Genomic DNA, 25,293 nt, shown 5'->3' with positions numbered 1-25,293 from the left:
CGGCCCCGACCCGGCCCGCCTGCGGACCGCCGTTGTCGGACCCGGACGCTACGGTGGGCGGCATGCCTCCGCGTTCCAAGACCACCGCCAAGCCCCGCCCGGCGTACCGCTGCACCGAGTGCGGCAATCAGCTGCCCAAGTGGGTCGGCCGCTGCCCGGAGTGCAACGCCTGGGGCACGGTCGAGGAGTACGGCGCGGTGCCGATCCGCACCACGGCCGCCGGCCCGGTCAGCGCGCCCGCCCGCCCGATCGCCCAGGTGGACGGCCAGGTCGCGACGGCCCGTTCGACGGGCGTGCCGGAGCTGGACCGGGTGCTCGGCGGGGGCCTGGTGCCCGGCGCGGTGGTGCTGCTGGCCGGCGAGCCCGGCGTCGGCAAGTCCACCCTGCTGCTGGACGTCGCCGCCAAGGCGGCCACCGCGCAGCACCGCACGCTCTACGTCACCGGCGAGGAGTCGGCCGGCCAGGTCCGGCTGCGCGCGGACCGGATCAACGCCCTCTCCGAGCACCTCTACCTCGCCGCCGAGCAGGATCTCGGCGCGGTGCTCGGGCACATCGAGGCGGTCAACCCCGGCCTGCTGATCCTGGACTCGGTGCAGACCATCGCCTCCGCCGAGCTGGACGGCGCCCCCGGTGGCCCGGCGCAGGTCCGCGAGGTGGCGGGCGCGCTGATCCGGGCGTCGAAGGAGCGCGGCATGGCCACCCTGCTGGTCGGCCACGTCACCAAGGACGGCCAGATCGCCGGTCCGCGCCTGCTGGAGCACCTGGTGGACGTGGTACTGAGCTTCGAGGGCGACCGGCACGCCCGGCTGCGGCTGATCCGCGGGGTCAAGAACCGTTACGGCGCCACCGACGAGGTCGGCTGCTTCGAGCTGCACGACGAGGGCATCGTCGGCCTGGCCGACCCGTCCGGCCTCTTCCTGACCAGGCGTGACAAGCCCGTCCCGGGCACCTGCCTCACCGTCACCCTGGAGGGCAAGCGCCCGCTGGTGGCCGAGGTGCAGGCACTGATGGTGGATTCGCAGATCCCCTCCCCGCGGCGCACCACCTCGGGCCTGGAGTCCCCCCGGATCGCGATGATCCTGGCCGTGGTCGAGCGGCACGGCGGGGTGAAGCTCGGCAAGCAGGACATCTACACCGCGACGGTCGGCGGGGTGAAGCTGACCGAGCCCTCCGCGGACCTCGCGGTGGCGCTCGCGGTGGCCAGCTCCTCCACCGACACCCCGCTGCCCAGCAACCTGGTGGCGATCGGCGAGGTCGGCCTGGCGGGCGAGGTACGGCGGGTGACGGGTGTGCAGCGGCGGCTCGCCGAGGCGCACCGGCTGGGCTTCACCCACGCCCTGGTCCCGCCGGACCCGGGCAAGGTGCCGCCGGGCATGAAGGTGGTCGAGGTGGCCGACATCGGCGAGGCGCTGCGGGCCATCCCGGGCCGCCGCCGTTCGGCCGCCAAGCCGCGCACCGAGCCGCGCGGTGAGGCACCGTCGGCGCCGCCGTCCCCGCGCTCCGCCCGGTCCGCGGACCGCCCGGCGGCGTACCCCGAGGAGCTGATGGACGGCTGGGAGCCGCTCGACTCCGACGAACTGCGCTGACCCAAGCCCTGCCGAGGCCACACACAGTTAGACTTTCCCCAGTCTCATTGGCCAGAAGGCAGTACCGAGCGGTACTGAGCGACAGAGCAACAGACCGCGGACCGGCGCACGGCGTGAGGCGCGCGGCACGGGTCGACCGGAGGAGTCACGTGGCAGCCAGCGACCGGGGGGCGGACAAGGCCTCCCGCGAGGAGGCCCTGCTGCGGGCCTCCCTCACCGCCATCGCGCCCGGTACCGCGCTTCGTGACGGCCTGGAGCGGGTCCTGCGGGCCAACACCGGCGGTCTGATCGTGCTGGGCTTCGACCGGACCGTCGAGTCCCTGTGCACCGGCGGCTTCGTCCTGGACGTCGAGTTCAGCGCCACCCGGCTGCGCGAGCTGTGCAAGCTGGACGGCGCGGTGGTGCTCGACAAGGACATCACCAAGATCGTCCGGGCCGGCGTGCACCTGATGCCGGACTCGACCATCCCGACCGACGAGACCGGCACCCGCCACCGCACCGCCGAGCGGGTCAACCGGCAGACGGGCTACCCGGTGGTCGCGGTTTCGCACTCGATGCGGCTGATCGCGATGTACGTCAACGGCACCCGCCGGGTGCTGGAGGACTCCACCACCGTCCTGTCCCGCGCCAACCAGGCGCTGGCCACCCTGGAGCGCTACAAGCTGCGCCTGGACGAGGTGGCCGGAACGCTCTCCGCGCTGGAGATCGAGGACCTGGTGACGGTCCGGGACGTCACCGCCGTGGCCCAGCGCCTGGAGATGGTCCGGCTGATCGCCACCGAGATCGCCGGCTACGTGCTGGAGCTCGGCATCGACGGCCGACTGCTCTCGCTGCAGCTGGACGAGCTGATCGCGGGCGTGGAGCCGGAGCGCGAGCTGGTCGCCCGGGACTACTTCCCGGAGCGGGCCGCCAAGAAGGGCCGGACGGTCACCGAGGTGCTGGCCGACCTGGAGGCGCTCACCCACGCCGAGCTGCTGGACCTCCAGACCGTCGCCAAGGCGCTCGGCTACTCGGGCTCGCCGGAGTCGCTGGACTCGGCCGTCTCGCCGCGCGGCTACCGCCTGCTGGCGAAGATCCCGCGCCTGCCCAACACGGTCATAGAGCGCCTGGTCGAGCACTTCGGCGGCCTCCAGAAGCTGCTCGCCGCGAGCATCGACGACCTGCAGACCGTCGAGGGCGTCGGCGAGACCCGTGCCCGCTCGGTCCGCGAGGGCCTGTCCCGCCTTGCCGAATCGTCCATCCTGGAGCGCTACGTCTGACCGGACGCGCCACCGTACGGACACCCGAACACCGCGACGGCCCCCGGGGGAACCTCCCCGGGGGCCGTCGCACGTCCGCACCGCACCTCGGCCCGCCCCGCGCACCCCGTCCGCGTCCGCCGTCCGCCCCCGCCCGGCACCCCGGACACGGCGGAGCCCCCGGCCGAGCGACGGCCGGGGGCTCCGAGGGAAGGTGACCGGTTCTCAGCCGTCCAGCCGGATCGAGGCCCGCGCCGAGACCTTGTCCCCGGAGAGCCCGGTGAGCTCCGCGAGCACCACGTAGGTGCCGCTCGGCGGCGGCGTCTGGTCGGCGGTCGCGCACTGCGGCTTGCTGCGGCTGCGGTCCCAGGTGAAGGTCTCGGTCTGGTTGCCGTTCGCGCCGAGCTGCACCCAGATGCTGCCCTTGTCGGTCGGGCAGTCGCCGGAGGACCAGACCCGGTCGTTGTTGCTGCCGCTCACCGTGATCACGGAGGCGGTGCGGCCCAGGTCCACCCGGCAGTTGGTGCCGGAGGAGTTCTTGACCGTCAGCGCCAGTCGGGGCTTGTCCTTGGGCTGGTACGAGTTCTGGGTGCCGGCCAGCTCCAGCGCCACCTGCGAGGAGGCGCAGACCGGCAGCGCCATGACCTCGGGGGTGTTCACCGGCGGAGCGCCGCCGCCCGTACCGCCGGAGCCGCCCGTGCCGCCACCGGTGCCGCCGCCGGTCGCCGGCGCGGCGCCGCCCCCGGGGGCCGGGTTGGCCCCGCCGGCGCCGGTGCCGCCGCTGAGGTTGACCTCGGTGCCGCCACCGCCCGCCACCGGTCCGCCCCCGGAGCCGCCGCCCGGGCGCGCCGCGGGGCCGCTCGGTGAGGCGCCGGGCGTGATCGCCTGAGCCGGTGTCTGGTTCTGGGACTGGGAGGGAACGGCCTGTGCGGCGTTGCCCGGTGAGCCGCCGTCACCGCCCCCGCCCTGATCGATCATCAGCCAGGCGATCAGGGCGACGACCGCCGCGACGGCGACGAGCACGATGACGCGCCGACGCCAGTAGATCGAGGCCGGCAGTGGTCCGACGGGTTGACGCAGAGAAGGCACGACCAAACTCTACGAGACTGTGTGTGGCGATTGACTCACCAACACCGCACAGTCGCCCCTTCCTTCACATGATCCGCCATTTGATCCGTTCGAGCGAGCCCCAATCGGACGATTTCCGGTCGGTCCCCCGGTCGGTCCGGAGCAGACTGATCCACTTCGGCCCGGTCGGCGGGCATGGGAGGATCGAAGGGCCATGACTGCCATCACCACCCCTGCCACCGCCGCCGACGCCGCCTGGCCGCCGATGCCCCTGCCGCTGTTCCACTCGACCGTCCTGGACTGGTACGAGGCGAGCAAGCGGGACCTGCCCTGGCGGACCCCCGACGCCACGCCCTGGGCGGTCATGGTGAGCGAGTTCATGCTCCAGCAGACCCCGGTCAAGCGCGTGCTGCCCGCCTGGGAGGCCTGGCTCACCCGCTGGCCGACCCCGGCCGACCTCGCCGCCGACGCGCCCGGCGAGGCGGTCCGGATGTGGGGCCGGCTGGGCTACCCGCGCCGGGCGCTGCGCTTGCACGCGGCCGCGGTGGCGATCACCGAGCAGCACGACGGCGAGGTCCCGGACGACCACGCCACCCTGCTCTCGCTGCCCGGCGTGGGGGAGTACACCGCCGCCGCCGTCGCCTCCTTCGCCTTCCGCCAGCGGCACGTGGTGCTGGACACCAACGTCCGCCGGGTCTTCGCCCGCGCGGTGACCGGCGTCGAGTACCCGGCCCAGGCCACCACCGCCGCCGAGCGCCGCACCGCCACCGCGCTGCTGCCGGACGACGCCGAGACGGCCGCCACCTGGGCGGTCGGCGTGATGGAGCTGGGCGCGCTGGTCTGCACCGCCCGCGGCCCGGAGTGCGGGGACTGCCCGCTGTTCACCACCTGCGCCTGGCAGCGGGCCGGCCGCCCGCCGTACGAGGGACCGGCCCGGCGCGGCCAGTCCTACGAGGGGACGGACCGCCAGGTGCGCGGCAAGCTGCTCGCGGTGCTGCGCGAGGCGCACGGGACGGTGCCGCAGGCCCGGCTGGACGCGGTCTGGCCGGACTCGGTGCAGCGGGCCCGGGCGCTGGACGGCCTGGTGGCGGACGGCCTGGTCGAGCCGGTCGAGCAGGGCGTCTACCGGCTGCCCCAGTAGGCGGCGGAACACGAAGGCGCCCCCGGGAGAGGACCTCCCGGGGGCGCCTTCGTGCGCGGGGACCGTCAGACGGCCGCCGCCTCCAGCGAGGACTCGGCCGGAGCCTCGCCCTTGCCGGTGCCGCGCAGCGGCACCTCGCGGAGGAACACCGCCGCGGCGATCGCGATCACGGCCACCCCGGCGCCCCACAGGAAGACGGTGTGCATGCCGTTGGACACCGCGTGGTGGTAGGCGTCCTGGACGGGAGCGGGCAGTGCGCGCATCGCGGCCGGGCTCATCTGGCCCGGGTCCTTCGCGCCGCCCGCCGAGGCCTGCTCGCCGAGCCGCTCCTTCATGGTGTCGGCCACCCGGTTGTTGAACAGCGCGCCGAACAGCGCGACACCGAAGGAGCCGCCGATGGTGCGGAACAGGGTGGCGGTGGAGCTGGCCACGCCCATGTCCTTGAGCTCGACGCTGTTCTGCGCGACCAGCATGGTGATCTGCATCAGGAAGCCCATGCCGGCGCCGAGCACGACCATCCAGCAGGCAGAGGTGAAGCTGCTGGTCCCGACGCCCATGGTGGAGAGCAGGATCATGCCGCCGGTCATCACGATGGTGCCGATGATCGGGTAGATCCGGTACTTCCCGGTCTTGGTGACGGCCTGGCCGACCACCAGCGAGATCACCAGCATGCCGAACATCATCGGCATCAGCAGCAGGCCGGAGTTGGTCGCCGAGGCGCCCTGGACGATCTGCTGGTAGAGCGGCAGGAAGACGGTCGAGCCGAACATCACGAAGCCGACGATGAAGCCGATGATCGAGACCAGGGTGAAGTTCAGGTTGCGGAACAGGCTCAGCGGGAGCATCGGCTCCTCGACCCGCTGCTCCACGTAGCAGAAGGCGATCAGCGAGGCGGCGGAGAGCGCGGCCAGGCCGAGGATCTCCTTGGAGCCCCAGGCGTACTGCTGGCCGCCCCAGGTGGTGATCAGCACCAGCGAGGTGATGCCGACGGTGAGCAGGATGGCGCCCAGGTAGTCGATCTTGGCGGTGCTGCGGACCTTCGGCAGCTTCAGGGTGACGACGACAACGGCGAGTGCGACGACGCCGAGCGGCAGGTTGATGTAGAAGGTCCAGTGCCAGCTCAGGTGGTCGGTGATGAAGCCGCCGACCAGCGGGCCGCCGATGGTGGCGAGGGCCATCACCGCGGCGAACATGCCCTGGTACTTGCCGCGGTCGCGCGGCGGGACGAGCGCGCCCATGATCGACATGACGCCGACCATCAGTCCGCCGGCGCCCAGGCCCTGCACGGCGCGGAAGCCGATCAGCTCGTTCATGTTCTGCGACAGGCCGGACAGCGCCGAACCCACCAGGAAGATCACGATCGAGGTGAGGAAGGTGCCCTTGCGGCCGTACATGTCGCCGAGCTTGCCCCAGATCGGGGTGGAGGCGGCGGTCGCCAGGGTGTACGCGGTGACCACCCAGGACAGGTGCTCGGCACCGCCGAGGTCGCCGACGATGGTCGGCATCGCGGTGCCGACGATCAGGTTGTCGAGCATGGCCAGCAGCATGGTGACGACCAGGCCGACCATCACGAGGCGGATCTCGCGGGGCGACCGCGGCTGCTCCTCCTCGGTCGTCTTGTCCTCCGGCACCGGGCCGGCGGTCTTGGACTGTGACATGAGGTGGGGTCTCCCGGAGGGTGGTTCGGACGGAGCGTCGTGCCGTGCGGCGGCTCACTTACTTGTCGCCCGGCTAGTTTATCGACCGTCGGCACGGTAGGTTGTTTCCTAGCCGGTCGTCAAGCCAGTTTCCCGACCGGCCTTCTGGGCAGGGAGAATGGGCCCGGGGCGAACACCGCTCCGGGGTCCGCAGTAGTCACCGACGCAGTCATGAGGCAGGCCATGGGCACTCCGCACAGCCCCCGCAGCGACACCCGGGCTCGCATCATCGAGGTGTCACTGGAGCTCTTCGCCGAGCAGGGCTACGAGCAGACCTCACTGCGCGAGATCGCCGACCGCCTGGGCGTCACCAAGGCCGCGCTCTACTACCACTTCAAGACCAAGGACGACATCGTCCTGGGCATCGTCGAGCGGATGGCCGCGCCGATCGACGAGTCCATCGCGTGGGGCCGCAAGCAGGCCTGGAGCCCGGAGATGCGCGACGAGCTGATCCGCCGCTTCGCGGACGGGATGGCCGAGCGGGCCCCGCTGCTGCGCTTCTTCCACGAGAACCAGCCCGCGCTGCGCGAATCCCCGGCCGGGCTGGCCTTCCGGGACCGCATGATCACCATGATGCAGCTGGTGCACGGGCCGGGGGCGGACTTCCACGACCGGCTGCGGGCCGCGATGGCGCTGTTCACCGTCCACTCGTCGCTGTTCCTGCTCAAGCAGGACAAGGCGGACTGCGGCCACACCCCGAACGTGTGGGGCGAGCAGCCGCCCCCCGCCGGCCTGGACGAGGCGATCGGGGCGGCCCGGGACATCGCGCTGGAGATCGGCGCCGGGATCAGCCACCCCGCCCGCACCACCGGCTGAGGGCGCCGGTCCCGCAGGGCCCGGCGCCCGGGGCGGCTCAGAAGTCCGTGACGCCGTGCCCCGCCAGGTACGCGATCGGGTTGACCACCGCGCCGTAGCGGTTGCTGGTGCGGATCTCGAAGTGCAGGTGCGGGCCGGTCGAGTTGCCGGTGCTCCCGGACAGCCCGATCCGCTCGCCCGCGGACACCCGCTGGCCCGCCGAGACGGTGACCGAGGACATGTGGGCGTACTGCGCGAAGTGCCCGTCCGCCAGCCGCAGCACGACCTCCTTGCCGTACGCGCCGTCCCAGCCGGCCGACACCACGCTCGCGTCGCCGACCGCCAGCAGCGGCGTGCCCGGGGAGACCGCGAAGTCCACCCCGGTGTGGTACCCGGCGGCGTAGCTGCGGTTGGCCTTCCCGTACGGGTTGCTGGTCGGCGCGTTCGGCACCGGGGCCGACCACCCGGGAGTCGGCGCGGGCCCAGACTCCGGCGCGGGTCCGGCCTCCGGGGCCGGCTCGTCGGCGGGATCCGGCTCCGGCTCCGGTGCCGCCGGTTCGAACGGCAGCAGGTTGGGCGCCACCGTCACGAACTCCTGCGCCGAGTCGCCGTCGTCGGGCAGCTTGTACGGGCTGGGGCCGGCCACCTGGACCAGCCCCGCGCTCGGCACCTCCGCCCGCGGCACGGTGAAGGCCGAGCTGCCCGGCGTGGTGGGCCGTACGGTCTGCGCCGAGGCCGTGCCCGGGGTGGCCACCAGCAGCACGCCGGCGAGCAGCGTGGCGACCGCTCCGGCCGAGGCCAGCGCGTGGTCGTGCTCGGCCCGCTGACGGCTGCCGGGCAGGGTGGTATGCCGGGGCGCCCCGAGGGCGCGCAGCGGCGCGGCCTGGGTGCGGACGGCGTGGCCGATCCGGGGCTGCCAGACGGCGGCCCGGGCCGCCGCCTGGGCGGCGAGCCGGCGCAGGGCCGGCCCCACGGGTGGGACGGTGGACATCTGCCGTACCTCACGGATCGTACGAGGGCAGCACGAAGCGCCCGTTCGGGCGCGTGCTGAGCGGGGGACCACTCAGGTGTAACGGTCACCGGGCGGAGTCCCAAACGCGGTGATGTACTACGGCGTGTAGTCATCGTGGCGCCGGAGATTCAAACCGACGGAGCAATGATCATGAGATCGGATCGCGCATGACCGCTCCGGGCCGTCCGCCGCTTCCCCGGCCCCGCTACTACCGCCGGTCGTACCGTGCCGGAGGCCTGTGACCAGCACCACGCGCGGTCGGGGTTTCGCGGGCTCGAACCGCTTTCCGTCCGCACCGCTGACCGGTCCGGCCCGCTGCGGGACCATCGAGCCATGTATGGCAACAGGAGCGAAGACACCGACGCCGGTGACCGCCCGAGCCTGCCGGACCGCCGCTTCGCCGCCCTGCGCGGCTGCGAACGGCTGCTGTCCGGGGCCCGGCCGCAGAGCATCCGCGAACGCCTCGCCGACCTGGCCGGCCCGCCGCCGGGCGCCGCCCCCGACCCGGACGCTGCCGGTCCGGACAGAGCCCCCGACCCGGACGCCGCCCCCGAGCCGCACGGCGCCCCCGACCTGGACGGCCGCCCGGACCAGTACGGCGACGGCGTGGTCCGCACCCTGGAGCACCGGGTCGCCGAGCTGCTCGGCACCGAGGACGCGGCCTTCTTCCCGACCGGCACGATGGCCCAGCAGATCGCCCTGCGGATCCACGCCGAGGCCGCCGGGTGCCGCACCGTGGTCACCCACCCGCTGGCCCACACCGACCGGCACGAGCGGCACGCGCTCGGCGTGCTGACCGGGCTGCGCAGCCTCTGGCCGACCGCCGAGCCGCGCCAGCCCACCGCCGAGGAGCTGCGCGCCCTGGACGAGCCGTACGCCGCGCTGAGCCTGGAGCTGCCGCTGCGCGACGCCGGGTTCGTGCTGCCCGGCTGGCCGGAGCTGGTGGAGCTGGCCGCGGTGGTGCGGGAGGAGCACGGCGCGGCGCTGCACCTGGACGGCGCCCGGATCTGGGAGTCCGCGGTCGCCCTCGGCCGGCTGCTGCCGGAGCTCGCCGGCCTCGCCGACTCGGTCTACGTCTCCTTCTACAAGACGCTCGGCGGGATCAGCGGCGCCGCGCTGGCCGGCCCGGGCGGCTTCGTCCGCACCGCCCGGGCCTGGCGGCACCGCTACGGCGGCCAGCTCTACCAGCAGTGGCCGTTCGCGCTCGCCGCGCTGGCCGGGCTGGAGCGCGAACTGCCGCGGCTGGCCGGGTACGTGGCGCACGCCCGGACGGTCGCCGGGGCGCTGGCCCGGGCGTTCGCGGCCGTCCCCGGTGCCCGGGTGCATCCGGCCCCGCCGCACACCCACCAGTTCCAGCTCTGGCTGCCGTACCCGGTCGGGGAGTTGGAGGAGGCCGGGCTGGGGCTGGCCGAGGACACCGGGATCGGGCTGTTCGGCGCCTGGCGCGCGGGCGGGCCGCCGGGGCTGTCGGTGACCGAGGTCACGGTCGCCGCGTCCGCCCTCGACTGGACCGCCGCCGACGTCGCGGTGGCTTCCGCCGCCTTCCTGGACCGGCTGCCGGCCGTCCGGGCCTGACAAAGCGTCCGGCCCGCCCCCGCGCGCTGCGGGGACGGGCCGGACGTGGAGTTGTCAGAGCTGCCTGGTCACAGGCCGATCGCTACCCGGGGGGTGACGATCAGTAGTTGTCGACCGGGCGGACCCGGATCCAGGTCTCCAGGTAGTTCGAGGACTCGTTCTCGACCTCGATGCTGGTCCCGGTCTTCGGGACGTTGACACCGCTGTACTGGTCGTCCTTGCTCCACCACGACTTCAGGTCGTTGAACTCGTCGACGCCCTTGGCCTTCGGGATGACGGTCTCGACACCGGCCTTGTGCAGGGTCAGACCGGAGGTGCGGCGCGAGCCGAAGGTGGAGTCGTAGCCCTGCATGCGCGGACGCATCAGGGTGCCGTCGGTCCACTTCATCGGAGTCGGGTGCGAGTCGACCGGCAGGATCAGGCCCTGGCCCGGGTGGGCGCTGACGTTGTTGTCGGTCTGCGACTCGTCCCAGTACCAGATCAGCAGGCCGGGCTGGTACGAGTAGTGCTCGACCCAGTTCGGCTTGTCGGCGAAGCCGAAGTTGTACGGGCCGGTCTTCAGGGTCTGGTCGAAGGACACGTACTGCCGGTTCTCCGCGATGTAGTACTGCGCGTAGTCCTTGGTGTACGAGCCGCCGAAGCGGGAGAACCCGTCGGCCACCCAGCCGTTGTCACCGTTCTCGACGTCGTCGCTGAACACGGTGGCGCCGTCGGCGACGACCGCGATGTTGTCCAGCGTCAGGCCGCGGAAGTGCAGGCCGCCGTCGGTGGTGTTGTGGTAGCGGAACTTGACCTTCTGGCCCGCGTAGGCGTCCAGGTTGAAGGACAGGTCGCCCCAGGCGGCCACCTGGCCGCTGATGGCCGGACGGCCGTTCTCGCGCGGCAGCGCGGTCCCGTTCCAGGTGCCGTCGACGACGGTCCAGGTCTTGCCGCCGTCGGTGGAGACCTCGCCGAACGCGTAGTCGAAGTCCTGCTCCAGCTCGTACCAGGCCTTGGCGTTGATGCTGGCCTTGGTCTTGCCGGTCAGGTCGATGTCACGGGTGAGCGTGACGTTCAGGTTGTCGGCGCTGCCGCTCCACCACTCACCGGTGCCGCCGAACGGCTTGTTGATCTCGGTGGTGATGCTCTTCTTCGGCAGGTCGACGATCAGACCCTGCGGCAGGTTGCTGTTGTACTCCGCCGGGCCGATGTGGTGGGTCGACTCGGTGCCCGCCTTGGCGTGGTCGGCCTTCAGCCAGCCCAGCTTGTACTTGCTCCAGGCGTCGAGGTCGTTCGGCATGTCGCCGATGCTGTCCTTGCCCTCGCCGAGCCAGGAACCGGAGGACATCAGCGACCAGAAGCCGACCGAGTTGTCGATGCCCTTGCCGGCGGTGTCGTAGAGGTCCGGCAGACCGAGGTCGTGGCCGTACTCGTGGGCGAAGACGCCGAGGCCGCCGTTCTCCGGCTGCATCGTGTAGTCGCCGATCCACAGGCCGCTGTTGCCGACCTGGACGCCGCCGAGCTTGTTGCCCTCGGGACCGGCCGTGCCCTGCAGGTTGCCGTAGACGTACGAGCGGTGCGCCCACAGGGCCTTGCTGCCCTGCTTGCCGCCACCGGCCGACTTGTCCTCGCCGGCGTGCACGATCTGGAAGTGGTCGATGTACCCGTCGGGCTGGTTGAAGTTCCCGTCGTGGTGCGAACCGTAGCGGTCCCACTGGTCGTACTGGGCCAGCGTGGCCTTGATCTGGGCCTCGGTCTGGCCCTTGGCCTGCTGGTCCTTGTACCAGATGTCCACGGCGTCGCGGATCAGGTCCTGGGCGCTGGCGCAGACGTTGGAGCCGCAGTAGTCGGAGCCGTACCGGGCCTCGTTCCACGGCACCCGGACCCAGTCCGAGACCACGCCGTCGACCGAGTAGCGGCCCGAGGACTGCTTCTCGTAGTAGGTCTTCAGCGAGGGCTTGTCCTTGGCGAAGTACAGGTCCTGGTAGTGCTGCTGGTTGTAGTCGGCCTGCCACTCGGTCGAGTTGTTGGTGGCCGGGTCCGGCTTCTCGATCTCGTTGTGCTTGGGGCCGGCCTCGCCGCCGTACTTGACCTTGCCGTCCGGCGTCTTGGTGGTGTTGTCCACCTGGTCACCGAAGTCGACCAGGATGGTGAAGATCTTGTCCGTGCGCTCGCGAGCGAGCTCGACGTACTTGTCCTTGCCGAGCTTCACGCTGGTGCTGCCGTTGTGCTGCTCGACCTCGGCGGTGCCGTTGAGGAGCTTCTCGGTGGCGGCCTTCTGCTCCGCCTCCACCTTCGCGGTCAGCGGACCCGGAAGGTTGTGCTCGGTGTTCTGGACGGCGTCGGCCGGGTCCCGCGGGACCGGGGCCGAGCCGGCGGCGACGGCGGAGGCCGGGAACAGGCCCGTGCCGAGCGCGACTATGACCGCTGCGGCCGTGGCAGCCGCAGCGGTTCTCCTGGTGTTCTTCAACGTTGTGACGTCCTCCCCGACCAGGGCCCAGCTCTTGGCCAAAGCCCGGCAAACCAAAATGAAAGACAGGTGGACGTCATTTGATCCAAGCGTGCACGGAAAAGATAGACCTTGACCATGACATGGTCACGGCGCTATCCTCCGCGACTTCCCATCATCTGACCGCCTGTCAACCGTATGTTCGTGAAAGGTCGGTGAGAAACCGAGCGCACCCGCACCAGCCAGCGCGGGGGCCAGCCGACCCGGCCCGCACCGGTTCGGTTGGCGGCGGGAGCGAACGCACCGAGCCCCCGGCGTCAACGCCGGGGGCTCGGTGGCTGTGAAGTTGTCTGTTAAAAGTTGGGTTACTTCGTCAGGTCCGGACCGGACGAGGCGACCGCGGCCGGGGTGTCCGCGACGGCCGACTTCTCCTCGCCGCGGAAGGTGAACTTGGCTTCCTTGCCCTCGCCCTCGACGTCGACGACGACGATGTGGCCGGCCCGCAGCTCGCCGAAGAGGATCTTCTCGGAGAGGTGGTCCTCGATCTCGCGCTGGATGGTGCGGCGCAGCGGACGGGCACCCAGGATCGGGTCGTAGCCGCGCTTGGCCAGCAGCTTCTTGGCCTCGACGCTGAGCTCCAGGCCCATGTCCTTGTCCTTGAGCCGCTCGTCCACCTTGTCGATCATGAGGTCGACGATCTGGATGATGTCTTCCTCGGACAGCTGGTGGAACACCACGATGTCGTCGACACGGTTCAGGAACTCGGGGCGGAAGTGCTGCTTGAGCTCCTCGCCGACCTTCGCCTTCATCCGCTCGTACCCGGTCTGGGTGTCACCCGCGGCCGCGAAGCCGAGGTTGAAGCCCTTCGAGATGTCCCGGGTGCCGAGGTTGGTCGTCATGATGATGACGGTGTTCTTGAAGTCGACCACGCGGCCCTGGGAGTCGGTCAGGCGACCGTCCTCCAGGATCTGCAGCAGCGAGTTGAAGATGTCCGGGTGGGCCTTCTCGACCTCGTCGAAGAGGACGACCGAGAACGGCTTGCGGCGGACCTTCTCGGTCAGCTGGCCGCCCTCCTCGTAGCCCACGTAGCCGGGCGGGGAGCCGAACAGCCGGGAGACGGTGTGCTTCTCGGAGAACTCGGACATGTCGAGCGCGATCAGCGCGTCCTCGTCGCCGAACAGGAACTCCGCCAGCGTCTTGGACAGCTCGGTCTTACCGACACCGGACGGGCCGGCGAAGATGAACGAACCGCCGGGGCGCTTCGGGTCCTTGAGGCCCGCACGGGTGCGCCGGATGGCCTGGGAGAGCGCCTTGATGGCGTCCTTCTGGCCGATGACGCGCTTGTGCAGCTCGTCCTCCATGCGCAGCAGGCGGGACGTCTCCTCCTCGGTCAGCTTGAAGACCGGGATGCCGGTGGCGGTGGCCAGGACCTCGGCGATGAGCTCCTCGTTGACCTCCGCGACGACGTCCATGTCGCCGGCCTTCCACTCCTTCTCGCGCTTGGCCTTGGCCTGCAGGAGCTGCTTCTCGTCGTCGCGCAGGGACGCGGCCTTCTCGAAGTCCTGCGCGTCGATCGCGCTCTCCTTCTCGCGGCGCACGTCGGCGATCTTCTCGTCGAACTCGCGCAGGTCCGGCGGCGCGGTCATCCGGCGGATGCGCATTCGGGAGCCGGCCTCGTCGATCAGGTCGATCGCCTTGTCCGGCAGGAAGCGGTCCGAGATGTACCGGTCGGCCAGGGTGGCGGCGGCGACCAGGGCGGAGTCCGTGATGGAGACCCGGTGGTGGGCCTCGTAGCGGTCGCGCAGACCCTTGAGGATCTCGATGGTGTGGGGCAGCGAGGGCTCGGCGACCTGGATCGGCTGGAAGCGGCGCTCCAGCGCGGCGTCCTTCTCCAGGTGCTTGCGGTACTCGTCCAGGGTGGTGGCACCGATGGTCTGCAGCTCGCCACGGGCCAGCATCGGCTTGAGGATGCTGGCGGCGTCGATGGCGCCCTCGGCGGCGCCCGCGCCGACCAGGGTGTGCAGCTCGTCGATGAACAGGATGATGTCGCCGCGGGTGCGGATCTCCTTGAGCACCTTCTTCAGGCGCTCCTCGAAGTCACCGCGGTAGCGCGAGCCGGCCACCAGGGCGCCCAGGTCCAGCGTGTAGAGCTGCTTGTCCTTGAGCGTCTCCGGGACCTCGCCCTTGACGATCGCCTGGGCCAGGCCCTCGACCACGGCGGTCTTGCCGACGCCGGGCTCACCGATCAGCACCGGGTTGTTCTTGGTGCGGCGGGACAGCACCTGCATGACCCGCTCGATCTCCTTCTCGCGCCCGATGACCGGGTCGAGCTTGGCCTCGCGGGCGGCCTGGGTGAGGTTGCGGCCGAACTGGTCCAGGACCAGGGAGGTCGACGGGGTGCCCTCGGCGGGCCCGCCGGCCGTGGCCGACTCCTTGCCGCCGCCGGTCTGGTAGCCGGAGAGCAGCTGGATGACCTGCTGGCGCACCCGGTTGAGGTCGGCGCCCAGCTTCACCAGGACCTGGGCGGCGACGCCCTCGCCCTCGCGGATCAGGCCGAGCAGGATGTGCTCGGTGCCGATGTAGTTGTGGCCGAGCTGAAGGGCCTCGCGGAGCGAGAGCTCCAGGACCTTCTTCGCCCGGGGGGTGAAGGGAATGTGACCGGACGGGGCCTGCTGGCCCTGGCCGATGATCTCCTCGACCTGCTGGCGAACGGCCTCAAGAGAAATCCCGAGGCTCTCCAGGGCCTTGGCGGCGACGCCCTCGCCCTCGTGGATCAGACCCAGGAGGATGTGCTCGGTGCCGATGTAGTTGTGGTTGAGCATCCGGGCTTCTTCCTGAGCCAGGACGACAACCCGCCGCGCGCGGTCGGTGAACCTCTCGAACATCGTTTATCGCTCCTCAGAGCGGTCGGGCAGTTCGGGGTCCGTCCCCGCCCTGTCCTTCCGCATGCTAGTCCCGCTCAGCGGCGCGGCCCACGGATTCACTCCCCGGTAGAGGAGCGAGATGCTGCGCGACCAGCCGACACCAATCCCAACCTGGTGTTGGGAAACGGTGTTCCCACAGGTGGGCCGGATGCACCGGATTCCGCTACGCCATCGGCGAACACGTGCCGCCGACGCCGCCGCCGGAACCCCTCCGGCCGGTCGCACATACTGCCCCTGGACGGGCCGAAGAACCCGTCCACCTGCATTCATACCCGGTATCGGGGCGGTTCTCGCGCAGTTTCCGCGGTGGCGGTGTTCGCCTGGCGAGAAGTCGGGCCGCGGTGACGGCGGTTCGACGGCGGACGGGGTGCCGGGCACGTCGCCCCGGTGTCGTCCGCGTTGCCGCTTCGCCCCTACAGCGTCGCACGGCCCGTGATTGTTCCGCCGCCCGAGCCGGTGCCCGAGCCGCTGCCCGGGACGCTGCCCGGGACGGCCCCCGGGGCCGGCCGCGGCGGGCTCCTCCGGGCACGCGCCGCGGGGCGCGGAGGAGACCCCTCCGCGCCCCGTGCGTGTGATGGTGGCGGCCGTCCCCGGCCGCCGGGCCCCGCACCCGCTCCGGCGGGCCCGCGGCGCCGGGATCAGGACGCGTTGGCCTTCTCGTAGGCCTCGCGGACGTTGCTCGGAACGCGGCCGCGGTCGTTGACCTCCAGGCCCTGCTCCTTGGCCCACGCGCGGATCTTGGCGGTGTCCGGGGCGCCGCCGCCGGCCGGACGCGCCGCGGTGCCGCGGCCCGGACGACGGGCACCGGCGAGCCGGCCGCTCTGCTTGCGGCCCTTCTCCACGTACGGCGCCAGCAGGCCGCGGAGCTTGTCCGCGTTGGCGCTCTTCAGGTCGATCTCGTAGGCAACGCCGTCGAGGGCGAACGTCACCGTCTCGTCCGCCGAACCGCCGTCGAGATCGTCTTCAAGAATGACCTGCACCCTCTGTGCCACGGGCTTCCCTTTCCGCTAAACGACCCATTGCCTAAGGAAAGGAAAGCGCCTTTCTCCGGAAAACACAAACCCTTGACCCGGTTGGAGCGGCTCAGAGGTGCAGCAGCATGCGCGAGTTGCCCAGTGTGTTGGGCTTCACCCGCTCCAGGTCGAGGAACTCGGCGACGCCTTCATCGTACGAGCGGAGGAGTTCTTCATAGACATCCGTAGCGATCGCCGCCGGGTCTGTCGTACCATCATCGGTTTCCTGGACCTCGCCGATCTCGACGAAACCGTGTTTCGCGAAGAACGCGACCTCGAACGTCAAGCAGAAAATCCGACGGACGCCCAGCCAGCGCGCGGTCTGCACCAGCTTCTCCAGCAGCAGGTGCCCGATCCCGGTGCCCCGGGCGACCGGATCCACCGCGAGCGTGCGGACCTCGGCGAGGTCCTCCCACATCACGTGCAGTGCGCCGCAGGCCACCACCACGCCGTTGTCGTCCCGTTCCGCGACCCAGAACTCCTGGACGGATTCGAACAGTGTGACTGTGGGCTTGTCCAGCAGAATGCCGTCGCGTGAGTAGGTGTCGATGAGCCTGCGCACTGCCCGCACGTCCGTGGTCCGCGCCCGGCGGATGGTGACCTCCATGGTCGGGACGTTATCGCGCCGCTCCCGGTTCCGTCCCACCGGTATCCGGTCCGCCGTCCGCGGAATCCGCGCCGGCCGGATCGGGCGGGAACAGAGCGGCCACCCGCAAGGCGTCCCGGAGCGCTTCGCGTTGCTCGGGCGACATCAGGCCGAAGAAGTGCACCAGGGCCGCCGCCGGATTGTCACCGGTGGCCCAGGCGTCGTTCATCAGGGCCGCCGTGTACGCCTCACGCGAGGAGACCGGTTCATAACGATAGGCCCGGCCGACCCGCTCGCGGCGCAGCCAGCCCTTTCTGTGGAGCTTGTCCAGGACGGTCATCACCGTGGTGTACGCGATTTCGCGTTCCGACCGCAGATCCAGGAGAACCTCGCGAACCGTGACCGGTCGGTTCCACTGCCACACCCGGGTCATGATGGCGTTCTCAAGTTCGCCGAGTTGCCGGACCATAGTGCGGCCAGGATAGGGAGTGAATGGGGCAAATCTTGTGAAGTGCGCCAAACCGGCGCGCCGCCACCCCCGGGAATCGGGAATGGCGGCGCGCCGGTCGTTCGGGGCGGCTGACGGGGTCAGTCGAGGTCTTCCTTGGCCCGCTGGGCCCCGCCCTGGCTGCGGACGATGGCCCGCACCAGGAATCCGAAGCCGATCGCCATGACCAGCGGCGGCACGATCGCGCTGACGTAGTCCATCAGGTCACTCCTCCTCGGTCTTCTCCGCCGTCGCGGCGGAAGCCTTCGGCTCCGGCTTCACCAGCGGGAAGAGCACCGTCTCCCGGATGTTCTTGCCGGTCAGCAGCATGATCAGGCGGTCCACGCCGAGGCCGAGGCCACCGGTCGGGGGCATCGCGTACTCCAGGGCGCGCAGGAAGTCCTCGTCCACCTGCATCGCCTCGACGTCGCCGCCGGCCGCCAGCAGCGACTGGGCGGTGAGGCGGGCGCGCTGCTCGACCGGGTCGACCAGCTCGGAGTAGGCGGTGCCGATCTCGGTCCCGAAGATCACCAGGTCCCACTTCTCGGCCACGCCGGGCCGCGAGCGGTGCTGGCGGGTCAGCGGGGAGACCTCGGTCGGGTAGTCCTTGATGAAGGTCGGCCGGACGGCGTTCTCCTCCAGCAGGCGCTCGACCATCTCCAGCACGATCTGACCGTGGCCCCAGTCCTTCTCGAAAGGGATGCCGTGCTCGGCGGCCAGCTTGCGCAGCTCCTCGACGCCGGTCTCCGGGGTGACCTCGACGCCCAGGCGGGCCGAGATGCCCGGGTAGACGCCGATCTCCTCCCACGGCTCGGCCAGGTCGATCTCGTGCTCGACGCCGTGCGCGTCCACGCCCCTGATCACCGTGGTGCCCAGCGCGTCCCGGGCCGCGTTGACGATCGTCTCGCGGATCAGCTCGGCCTGGGTGTCGTAGTCGCCGTACGCCTCGTACGACTCCAGCGAGGTGAACTCCGGGTTGTGGGTGGAGTCCGCGCCCTCGTTGCGGAAGTTGCGGTTGATCTCGAAGACCTTCTCGGCGCCGCCGACCACCAGCCGCTTGAGGTACAGCTCGGGGGCGATGCGCATGTAGAGGTCGATGTCGTACGCGTTGATGTGCGTCTTGAACGGACGCGCGTTGGCGCCGCCGTGCACCGGCTGGAGCATCGGGGTCTCGACCTCGATGTAGCCGCGGTCCTCGTAGGTGCGGCGGATCGAGCGGACGACCTTGCTGCGCAGGTGCAGGATCTCGCGGGCCTCGGGGTTGACGATGAGGTCCACGTAGCGCTGGCGGACCCGGGCCTCCGGGTCGGTCAGGCCCTTGTGCTTGTCCGGCAGCGGACGCAGGCACTTGGCGGTGAGCTCCCAGCGGTCCACCATCACGGACAGCTCGCCGCGCTTGGAGGTGATCACCTCGCCCTCGACGCCGACCTGGTCGCCGAGGTCGATGTCGGCCTTCCAGGCCGCCAGCCGCTCCGGGCCCAGCTTGTCGAGGGAGAACATCACCTGGAGGTCGCCGGTGCCGTCGCGCAGGGTGGCGAAGCAGAGCTTGCCGCCGGTGCGGGAGAGGATCACGCGGCCGGTGACGCCGGCCCGCTCGCCGGTCGCGGTGTCCGGCTCCAGGTCGGGGTGCTTGGCACGCAGGTCCGCGATGGTGGTGGTGCGGGGGAAACCGACCGGGTACGGGTCGACACCGGCCGCCCGGAGCCGGTCGAGCTTCTCGCGCCGGACGCGCATCTGCTCGGGAAGGTCGTCGGTCGCGGGAACAAGGCTCTGATCGCTCACCCCACAAGGGTAGCCAGCCACACACGGTGCTCCGCGCCGGGATTGCCGCGGGGGAGGCCGCGACGGCGGCCTCCCCCGGATCGGACGCGGACGGCTCAGCCGGTGCCGGTGGCGAGTTCGACGTCCTCGGGGGCGTCGTCGGCGGGCGGGGCGGGGTGGGCGGGGGGCTTGGGGCGGCGGCCGAACAGCTCGGCGGGGGTGGGCATCCGGTGCGGGCGGGGCGGGGTCTTCGCGGCGGCGGGCTGCTCCGGGCGGGAGTCGGTGCTGCTCATGGGGGTCCGTCCTCCTACAGGGGTGGGGTGACTGTGCGGCGGTGCGGCGGGACTCGGTACGGCCACCAGGTGGCGGGGCGGTCCGCTGTGGAGGGCGAGCCGCTCGCGGACGGCGGCCTCGGCCAGCGCGTGGCAGCGCCCGGCCAGCCGGGAGCGGCGGGCCCGCTCGCCCTGGCCGCAGGGCTGGCGGCTCAGTCCGCGCAGTGCGGTGAGGTCCTCCGGCCCGGGCAGGTACCCGTCGGACACCGCCTCCTCCAGCCGTTCCAGGTAGCCGGGGGCGCTGCCGGGCAGGGCGGAGCGGTAGCGTCCGAGGTCGGCGAGCAGGAAGGCGCGCAGCCGGCCGCCCTCCTGGACGGCCTCGTCGATCGCCTCGGTGAGGCGCAGGGCGTCCTGGACGTCCTCCGCCCAGAGTTCGGCGCCCGGCCCGGCGAGGGCGGGCCGGACGGGCCCCTGGAGGTGGACGGGCACGGCGGGGTGGAGGGCTTGGGCGAGGGCGCGGCGCAGCACGCGGACTTCGTCGGCGCTGAAGGCCATGCCGCCGCGCGATCCGTGTGGCGTAGGCATGGGCTGACACTACGTGACGAATATCCGATTTGTCGGTAACGTCGCGCCGAACCACCCACGGTCGGCCCGGCGAAGAAGCCTTTCGCCGCCACCTGTAACGCCACCCGGGGCGCACCTGGTCATCCAGGTGTCAGGGGAGAACGAGCGAGGGGGCCGGGCAGGATGCGACCGGACGGTCAGGGGAAGGCGGCCCGGGGCGGGCGGCGGGACGAGGACTTCCAGGCCTTCGCGGCCGCCCGCGCCAGACCGCTCTACCGGTCGGCCTGCCTGCTCACCGGCGGGGACACCCACCTCGCCGAGGACCTGGTGCAGGAGGCCCTCGGGCGGATCTACGCCCAGTGGCACCGCACCTCCTGGTTCGGGGCCAAGCGCCGGATCGACAACCCGGCCGGGTACGCGCACACCGTGCTGGTGCGGGCCTTCCTCTCGCACCGCGTCCGCCGCTCCAGCGGCGAGCGGCCGGTCGAGGCGGTGCCGGACGGCGCGGCCCCGCAGGGCGACCCGGAACTGCGGCTCGCCCTGGTGGACGCGCTCGGCCGGCTCGCCCCGCGCGACCGGGCGGTGCTGGTGCTCCGCTACTGGGAGGACCGCAGCGTCGAGGAGACCGCCGCGGTCCTGCACAGCACCCCGGGCGCCGTCCGGACCCAGGCCTTCCGCGCGCTCGGCCGGATCCGCACGGTGCTCGGCAGCAGCCTCGACGACCTCGCCGAGCGCTGAGCCGGCGCGTCACGTCACGTCAACCCACTTGGTAGAGAGGTTGGTTCAGCATGTCCGCAGAGCACGACGGGCCCGAGGAGCGGTTCGAGCGGGCCTTCACCGAGGCCCTCGGCCGGGCCGGCGAGGCCTACGACGCCGAACCCGGCCCGCTGGTCGACACCGGCTGGTCGTACGGGCGGCGGCTGCGCCGCAGGCGGCGGATCGGCACCGTGGCGGGCGTCGCCGCGCTGGCCTTGGTCGGGGTGGGCGCGGCCGGGATCGGCGGCTTGCTGCCCGGGCTCGGCCCGACGTCCGCCAGCTCGGTCTCCTCCGGTGCGGCCGTGGGCCAGCCGGTCTCCGGCGCCGAGTTCCAGCGGATGCTCACCGAGCTCCTGCCCCCGGGGACGGTGCAGGTCGGCGAGGCCCGGGGGACCGAGAGCGACATCCCGCAGCTGCGGCTGGTGCTGGACGACGGGAACGGCCCGGTCCAGTACCTGTTCTGGATCATGCGCAACGGCGTCGAGCCCGGCTGCCTGGGCCCGCTTCCGGGCGACGCCTGCAGCGAGACCGACCTCCCGGGCGGCGAGCACCTGACCCTCTATCAGGCCGGGACGCGTCCCGGCGAGCCGGCCGGCTCCAAGACCTGGTCCGCCACGTTGACCGGGACCGGCTACGAGATCCTGCTCCAGGAGTGGAACCGCAAGCCGCTGGATCAGGGCACGCCGATCACCCGGACCGACCCGCCGCTGACGCCGGACCAGCTCACCGCGGTGGTGAAGGACCCGCGCTGGAAGAAGGTCGTGGCGGCGCTGCCGAAGGGCCCGGTGATGGGGGTGGTCGTCACCCCCGCCCCCGGAGCCGCCTCGACGTACGGGCCGGACTCGGTGGTCACCGGTCCGGTCACCCTGCCGGCCTTCCCGAAGCCCGGCAGCTGAGCGCCGCTCAGCTGGCGGGGCGGTTGCGCTCGTACACCAGGCGCAGGCCGATCAGGGTCAGCCAGGGCTCGTGCACGTCGATGGTGCCGGCCTCGCCGAGGACGAGCGGGGCCAGGCCGCCGGTGGCGATCACCTGGACGTCGTCCGGGTCCTTGGCGAGCTCCCGGGCCATCCGCTCGACCAGGCCGTCGACCTGGCCGGCGAAGCCGTAGAGGATGCCGGACTGCATGCCCTCGACGGTGTTCTTGCCGATCACGTTGCGGGGGCGGGCCAGTTCGATCTTGCGCAGCTGGGCGCCGCGGACGCCGAGCGCCTCGACCGAGATCTCGATGCCGGGGGCGATCGCGCCGCCGACGTAGTCGCCGCGCGCGTTGACGGCGTCGAAGGTGGTCGCGGTGCCGAAGTCGACCACGATGCACGGGCCGCCGTACAGGTGGTTCGCGGCCAGCGCGTTGACGATCCGGTCGGCGCCGACCTCCTTGGGGTTGTCCATCAGGACGTGCACCCCGGTCTTCACGCCGGGCTCCACGATCACCGCGGGGACGTCGCCGTAGTAGCGGCGGGTCACCTCGCGGAGCTCGTGGAGCACGGCGGGGACGGACGAGCAGATCGCCAGGCCCTCCACCGCGGCCTCCTTCACCGCGGTGTGGCTGCCCATCAGCCCTTGCAGCAGCACCGCCAGTTCATCGGCCGTGCGGCGCGGATCGGTGGAGATCCGCCAGTGTTCCACCACGTCCTCGCCGTCGAACAGGCCGAGCGTGGTCTGGGTGTTGCCGACGTCGATGGTGAGGAGCACGGGGACGCTTTCTGCGAGTCGGGACGGGACTGCGGCCGACCTGACGGTCAGGCGCGCAGGTCCAGGCCGATGTCCAGGATCGGCGAGGAGTGGGTGAGCGCGCCCACGGCCAGGTAGTCGACACCAGTCTGGGCGACCTCGCGCGCGCTGGCCAGGGTCAGACCGCCGGAGGCCTCCAGCTTCGCCCGGCCGGCCACCAGCGCGACGGCCTCCTTCAGCTGACCGACGGTGAAGTTGTCCAGCAGGATCAGGTCCGCCCCGGCCTCCAGCACCGGCGTGATCTGCTCCAGGGTGTCCACCTCGACCTCGACCGGCAGCTCCGGGTACGCGGCCCGGACGGCCCGGAAGGCCTCGGCCACGCCGCCGGCCGCGACCACGTGGTTGTCCTTCACCAGCGCGGCGTCCGAGAGCGCCATCCGGTGGTTGGCGCCGCCGCCGCAGCGCACCGCGAACTTCTCCAGCGCGCGCAGGCCCGGGGTGGTCTTGCGGGTGTCCCGGACGACGGCGCCGGTGCCCTCCAGGGCGTCCGCCCAGGCGCGGGTGGCGGTGGCGATGCCGGACAGGTGGCAGAGCAGGTTGAGCGCGCTGCGCTCGGCGGTCAGCAGGTCGCGGGTGCGGGAGCGGACCGAGAGCAGCACCTGGCCGGCCTCGACCCGGTCGCCGTCCTCGACGTGCCGCTCGACCTCGAACTCCTCCTCGCAGACCAGCGAGACGACGGCCTCGGCGACCCGCAGGCCGGCCACCACGCCGGCCTGGCGGGCGGTGAAGTCGGCGGTCGCGACGGCCTCGGCGGGCACGGTCGCCACCGAGGTGACGTCCTCGCCGCCGGCCAGGTCCTCGGCGAGCGCCAGGGTGGCGATGTCCTCGACCTCGACCGGGTCCAGCCCGGCCTGCTCCAGCAGCTCGGCCAGCTGCGGGTCCAGACCGGTCTCGTAGCCCTCGCCGTCCCCGCAGGCGCAGCCGTCGCCGCAGCCGCCCTGGTCGGCCAGGGGGAGTTCCTCGTGGGAGTGGGTCATGGTTCTACTGCTCCTCAGGGGTGCTGACGGGACCGCCGGTGGCGGCGAGGGTGGTGATCAGGTGGCGCCGCCAGTGGGCGTCGTCGCGCTCGGGGAAGTCCTCGCGCCAGTGGCAGCCGCGGGTCTCCTCGCGCTGCGCGGCGGCCGCGACCAGGGCGGTCGCGACCAGCAGCAGGTTGGCGGCCTCCCAGGTCTCCACCCGGGGGTCGGCCGGCTTCTCCTCGGCCACGTGGGAGCGGGCCTGCTCGGCGAGCAGGGCCAGTCCGGCCGCGGTGTCGGCCATCGACGCGGCGGAGCGCAGGATGCCCGCGCCGCGCGACATCAGCCGCTGGATCTCGGCGCGCGCCTCCGACGGGGGCAGCGGGACGGGCTGCGCGGCGCGGGCGGCGGCGACGTCCACCGCGCGCTCGGGCAGGTCGCCGGCCGCGTGCAGCCCCGCCAGGTCGGCGGCGATCCGCTCGGCGAAGACCAGGCCCTCCAGCAGCGAGTTGGACGCCAGCCGGTTGGCGCCGTGCACCCCGGTGCAGGCGACCTCGCCGCAGGCGTACAGGCCGGGGACGCTGGTGCGGCCGTGCCGGTCGGTGCGGACGCCGCCGGAGGCGAAGTGCGCGGCCGGGGCGATCGGGATCGGCTCGGTGACCGGGTCGATGCCGTTGGCGCGGCAGAAGGCGAGGATGGTCGGGAAGCGGTGCTCCCACATCTCGGCGCCGAAGTGCCGCCCGTCCAGGAACATGTGCTCGGCGCCCTGCTCCTGCATGCGCCGGGTGATCGCCTTGGCGACGATGTCGCGCGGGGCGAGTTCGGCCAGCTCGTGCTGTCCGACCATGAAGCGGACGCCGTCCGCGTCCACCAGGTGGGCGCCCTCGCCGCGGACCGCCTCGGAGACCAGCGGCTGCTGGCCCTCGGCCTCCGGACCGAGCCAGAGCACGGTGGGGTGGAACTGGACGAACTCCAGGTCGGTGACGGCGGCGCCGGCCCGCAGGGCCAGGGCCACGCCGTCGCCGGTGGAGACCGCCGGGTTGGTGGTGGCGGAGAAGACCTGGCCCATGCCGCCGGTGGCGAGCACCACCGCGCGGGCCCGGACGGCGCCGACGCCGTCGCGCTGGCCCTCGCCCATCACGTGCAGGGTGAGCCCGGCGGCGTGGCCCGCCGCGTCGGTCAGCAGGTCGAGGACGAGCGCGTGCTCGATCAGCTCGATGCCCGGGTCGGTGCGGACGGCGGCGACCAGGGCGCGCGATATCTCGGCGCCGGTCGCGTCCCCGCCCGCGTGGACGATCCGGCGGCGGTGGTGGCCGCCCTCGCGGGTCAGCAGGACCTCGCCGTCCTCGCCCCGGTCGAACAGGGCGCCGGTGGCGATCAGCCGGCGGACGGCGTCCGGGCCCTCGGTGACCAGGGTGCGGACGGCCTCCTCGTCACAGACGCCGGCGCCGGCCACCAGGGTGTCGTCCAGGTGCTGTTCGGGGGTGTCCCCCTCGCCCAGGGCGGCGGCGACGCCGCCCTGGGCCCAGCGGGTGGAGCCTTCGTCCAGCACGGCCTTGGTGACCACCATGGCCCGCAGGCCGGCCTTGCGGACGTTGAGCGCGACGGTGAGGCCGGCGACCCCGGAGCCGACCACGACCACGTCGGTGGCGGCGGTCCAGCCGGGGGCCGGTGCGGTGAGGCGGTGCGTGGACATGGGTGGC

The 25,293-nt window shown here is 72.1% G+C and carries 20 protein-coding genes; 7 read left to right on the top strand and 13 right to left on the bottom strand.

Annotation, left to right across the window (positions count from 1 at the left end; all coding sequences use genetic code 11):
• The first annotated feature begins 62 nt into the window (after window positions 1-62).
• Both radA and disA read left to right on the top strand, forming a co-directional pair.
• Window positions 63-1,586, top strand: a complete 1,524-nt coding sequence (radA, locus tag ACLWS4_RS08090; RefSeq protein WP_074002122.1) for a DNA repair protein RadA — start codon at window positions 63-65, stop codon at window positions 1,584-1,586.
• Between the two features lie 200 nt (window positions 1,587-1,786).
• A complete protein-coding gene (gene disA / locus ACLWS4_RS08085) occupies window positions 1,787-2,845 on the top strand; it encodes a DNA integrity scanning diadenylate cyclase DisA (protein WP_049659060.1) in 1,059 nt (352 codons plus the stop codon).
• Window positions 2,846-3,049: 204 nt separating this feature from the next.
• On the opposite strand, the gene ACLWS4_RS08080 is transcribed toward disA, so the two are convergent.
• Entirely contained in the window at window positions 3,050-3,913 is an 864-nt protein-coding gene (locus ACLWS4_RS08080; protein WP_074001711.1) for a hypothetical protein, read from the bottom strand.
• A 193-nt stretch (window positions 3,914-4,106) separates the two neighbouring features.
• Between ACLWS4_RS08080 and ACLWS4_RS08075 the strand changes: the two genes are divergently transcribed.
• Window positions 4,107-5,033, top strand: coding sequence for an A/G-specific adenine glycosylase (locus ACLWS4_RS08075; protein WP_416873646.1), 927 nt, complete (start codon window positions 4,107-4,109; stop codon window positions 5,031-5,033).
• 65 nt (window positions 5,034-5,098) lie between these two features.
• On the opposite strand, the gene ACLWS4_RS08070 is transcribed toward ACLWS4_RS08075, so the two are convergent.
• Window positions 5,099-6,691, bottom strand: a complete 1,593-nt coding sequence (locus ACLWS4_RS08070; protein ID WP_074001710.1) for an MDR family MFS transporter — start codon at window positions 6,689-6,691, stop codon at window positions 5,099-5,101.
• Window positions 6,692-6,913: 222 nt separating this feature from the next.
• On the opposite strand from ACLWS4_RS08070, the gene ACLWS4_RS08065 reads away from it, so the two are divergent.
• Window positions 6,914-7,546: a TetR/AcrR family transcriptional regulator gene (locus ACLWS4_RS08065; protein ID WP_053112112.1), complete on the top strand. Its 633-nt coding sequence runs from the start codon at window positions 6,914-6,916 to the stop codon at window positions 7,544-7,546.
• Between the two features lie 37 nt (window positions 7,547-7,583).
• On the opposite strand, the gene ACLWS4_RS08060 is transcribed toward ACLWS4_RS08065, so the two are convergent.
• Window positions 7,584-8,516 (bottom strand): M23 family metallopeptidase, encoded by a 933-nt coding sequence (locus ACLWS4_RS08060; protein ID WP_416873645.1) that lies wholly within the window; start codon window positions 8,514-8,516, stop codon window positions 7,584-7,586.
• Window positions 8,517-8,870: 354 nt separating this feature from the next.
• Here ACLWS4_RS08060 and ACLWS4_RS08055 point away from each other — a divergent pair, with 354 nt between their 5' ends.
• Entirely contained in the window at window positions 8,871-10,112 is a 1,242-nt protein-coding gene (locus ACLWS4_RS08055) for a threonine aldolase family protein (RefSeq protein WP_416873644.1), read from the top strand.
• A gap of 100 nt (window positions 10,113-10,212) precedes the next feature.
• Here the strand turns inward: ACLWS4_RS08055 and ACLWS4_RS08050 are convergent, their stop codons facing one another.
• The 7 genes from ACLWS4_RS08050 to ACLWS4_RS08020 form a co-directional block, all read right to left on the bottom strand.
• On the bottom strand, window positions 10,213-12,561 hold the full coding sequence (locus ACLWS4_RS08050; RefSeq protein WP_416873756.1) for an immune inhibitor A domain-containing protein: 2,349 nt from the start codon (window positions 12,559-12,561) through the stop codon (window positions 10,213-10,215).
• A gap of 344 nt (window positions 12,562-12,905) precedes the next feature.
• Entirely contained in the window at window positions 12,906-15,425 is a 2,520-nt protein-coding gene (locus ACLWS4_RS08045) for an ATP-dependent Clp protease ATP-binding subunit (RefSeq protein ID WP_049652522.1), read from the bottom strand.
• Window positions 15,426-16,102: 677 nt separating this feature from the next.
• Window positions 16,103-16,456 (bottom strand): histone-like nucleoid-structuring protein Lsr2, encoded by a 354-nt coding sequence (locus ACLWS4_RS08040; protein ID WP_049652521.1) that lies wholly within the window; start codon window positions 16,454-16,456, stop codon window positions 16,103-16,105.
• A gap of 91 nt (window positions 16,457-16,547) precedes the next feature.
• Entirely contained in the window at window positions 16,548-17,084 is a 537-nt protein-coding gene (locus ACLWS4_RS08035) for an amino-acid N-acetyltransferase (protein ID WP_049652520.1), read from the bottom strand.
• A gap of 10 nt (window positions 17,085-17,094) precedes the next feature.
• Window positions 17,095-17,532: a BlaI/MecI/CopY family transcriptional regulator gene (locus ACLWS4_RS08030; protein WP_074001706.1), complete on the bottom strand. Its 438-nt coding sequence runs from the start codon at window positions 17,530-17,532 to the stop codon at window positions 17,095-17,097.
• Between the two features lie 243 nt (window positions 17,533-17,775).
• A complete protein-coding gene (lysX, locus tag ACLWS4_RS08025) occupies window positions 17,776-19,332 on the bottom strand; it encodes a bifunctional lysylphosphatidylglycerol synthetase/lysine--tRNA ligase LysX (protein WP_074001705.1) in 1,557 nt (518 codons plus the stop codon).
• A 95-nt stretch (window positions 19,333-19,427) separates the two neighbouring features.
• Window positions 19,428-20,168 (bottom strand): hypothetical protein, encoded by a 741-nt coding sequence (locus ACLWS4_RS08020; RefSeq protein ID WP_074001704.1) that lies wholly within the window; start codon window positions 20,166-20,168, stop codon window positions 19,428-19,430.
• A 162-nt stretch (window positions 20,169-20,330) separates the two neighbouring features.
• On the opposite strand from ACLWS4_RS08020, the gene ACLWS4_RS08015 reads away from it, so the two are divergent.
• A complete protein-coding gene (locus tag ACLWS4_RS08015) occupies window positions 20,331-20,885 on the top strand; it encodes a SigE family RNA polymerase sigma factor (RefSeq protein WP_049661170.1) in 555 nt (184 codons plus the stop codon).
• 50 nt (window positions 20,886-20,935) lie between these two features.
• Window positions 20,936-21,799, top strand: coding sequence for a hypothetical protein (locus ACLWS4_RS08010; RefSeq protein ID WP_416873643.1), 864 nt, complete (start codon window positions 20,936-20,938; stop codon window positions 21,797-21,799).
• Between the two features lie 7 nt (window positions 21,800-21,806).
• Here the strand turns inward: ACLWS4_RS08010 and ACLWS4_RS08005 are convergent, their stop codons facing one another.
• The 3 genes from ACLWS4_RS08005 to ACLWS4_RS07995 are packed head-to-tail and all read right to left on the bottom strand — an operon-like array spanning window position 21,807 to window position 25,286.
• A complete protein-coding gene (locus ACLWS4_RS08005) occupies window positions 21,807-22,595 on the bottom strand; it encodes a type III pantothenate kinase (RefSeq protein WP_074001702.1) in 789 nt (262 codons plus the stop codon).
• Between the two features lie 47 nt (window positions 22,596-22,642).
• Window positions 22,643-23,611 (bottom strand): carboxylating nicotinate-nucleotide diphosphorylase, encoded by a 969-nt coding sequence (nadC, locus tag ACLWS4_RS08000; RefSeq protein WP_049660205.1) that lies wholly within the window; start codon window positions 23,609-23,611, stop codon window positions 22,643-22,645.
• 4 nt (window positions 23,612-23,615) lie between these two features.
• Window positions 23,616-25,286 carry an L-aspartate oxidase gene (locus ACLWS4_RS07995; protein ID WP_416873642.1) on the bottom strand — a complete coding sequence of 557 codons (1,671 nt, stop codon included), beginning with the start codon at window positions 25,284-25,286 and terminating at the stop codon, window positions 23,616-23,618.
• Window positions 25,287-25,293: the final 7 nt, after the last annotated feature.

Origin of the sequence: Kitasatospora sp. SC0581, assembly GCF_048159585.1 — a bacterium.
Classification (GTDB): Bacteria; Actinomycetota; Actinomycetes; order Streptomycetales; family Streptomycetaceae; genus Kitasatospora.
This window is presented reverse-complemented; position numbering and strand designations above follow the sequence as displayed.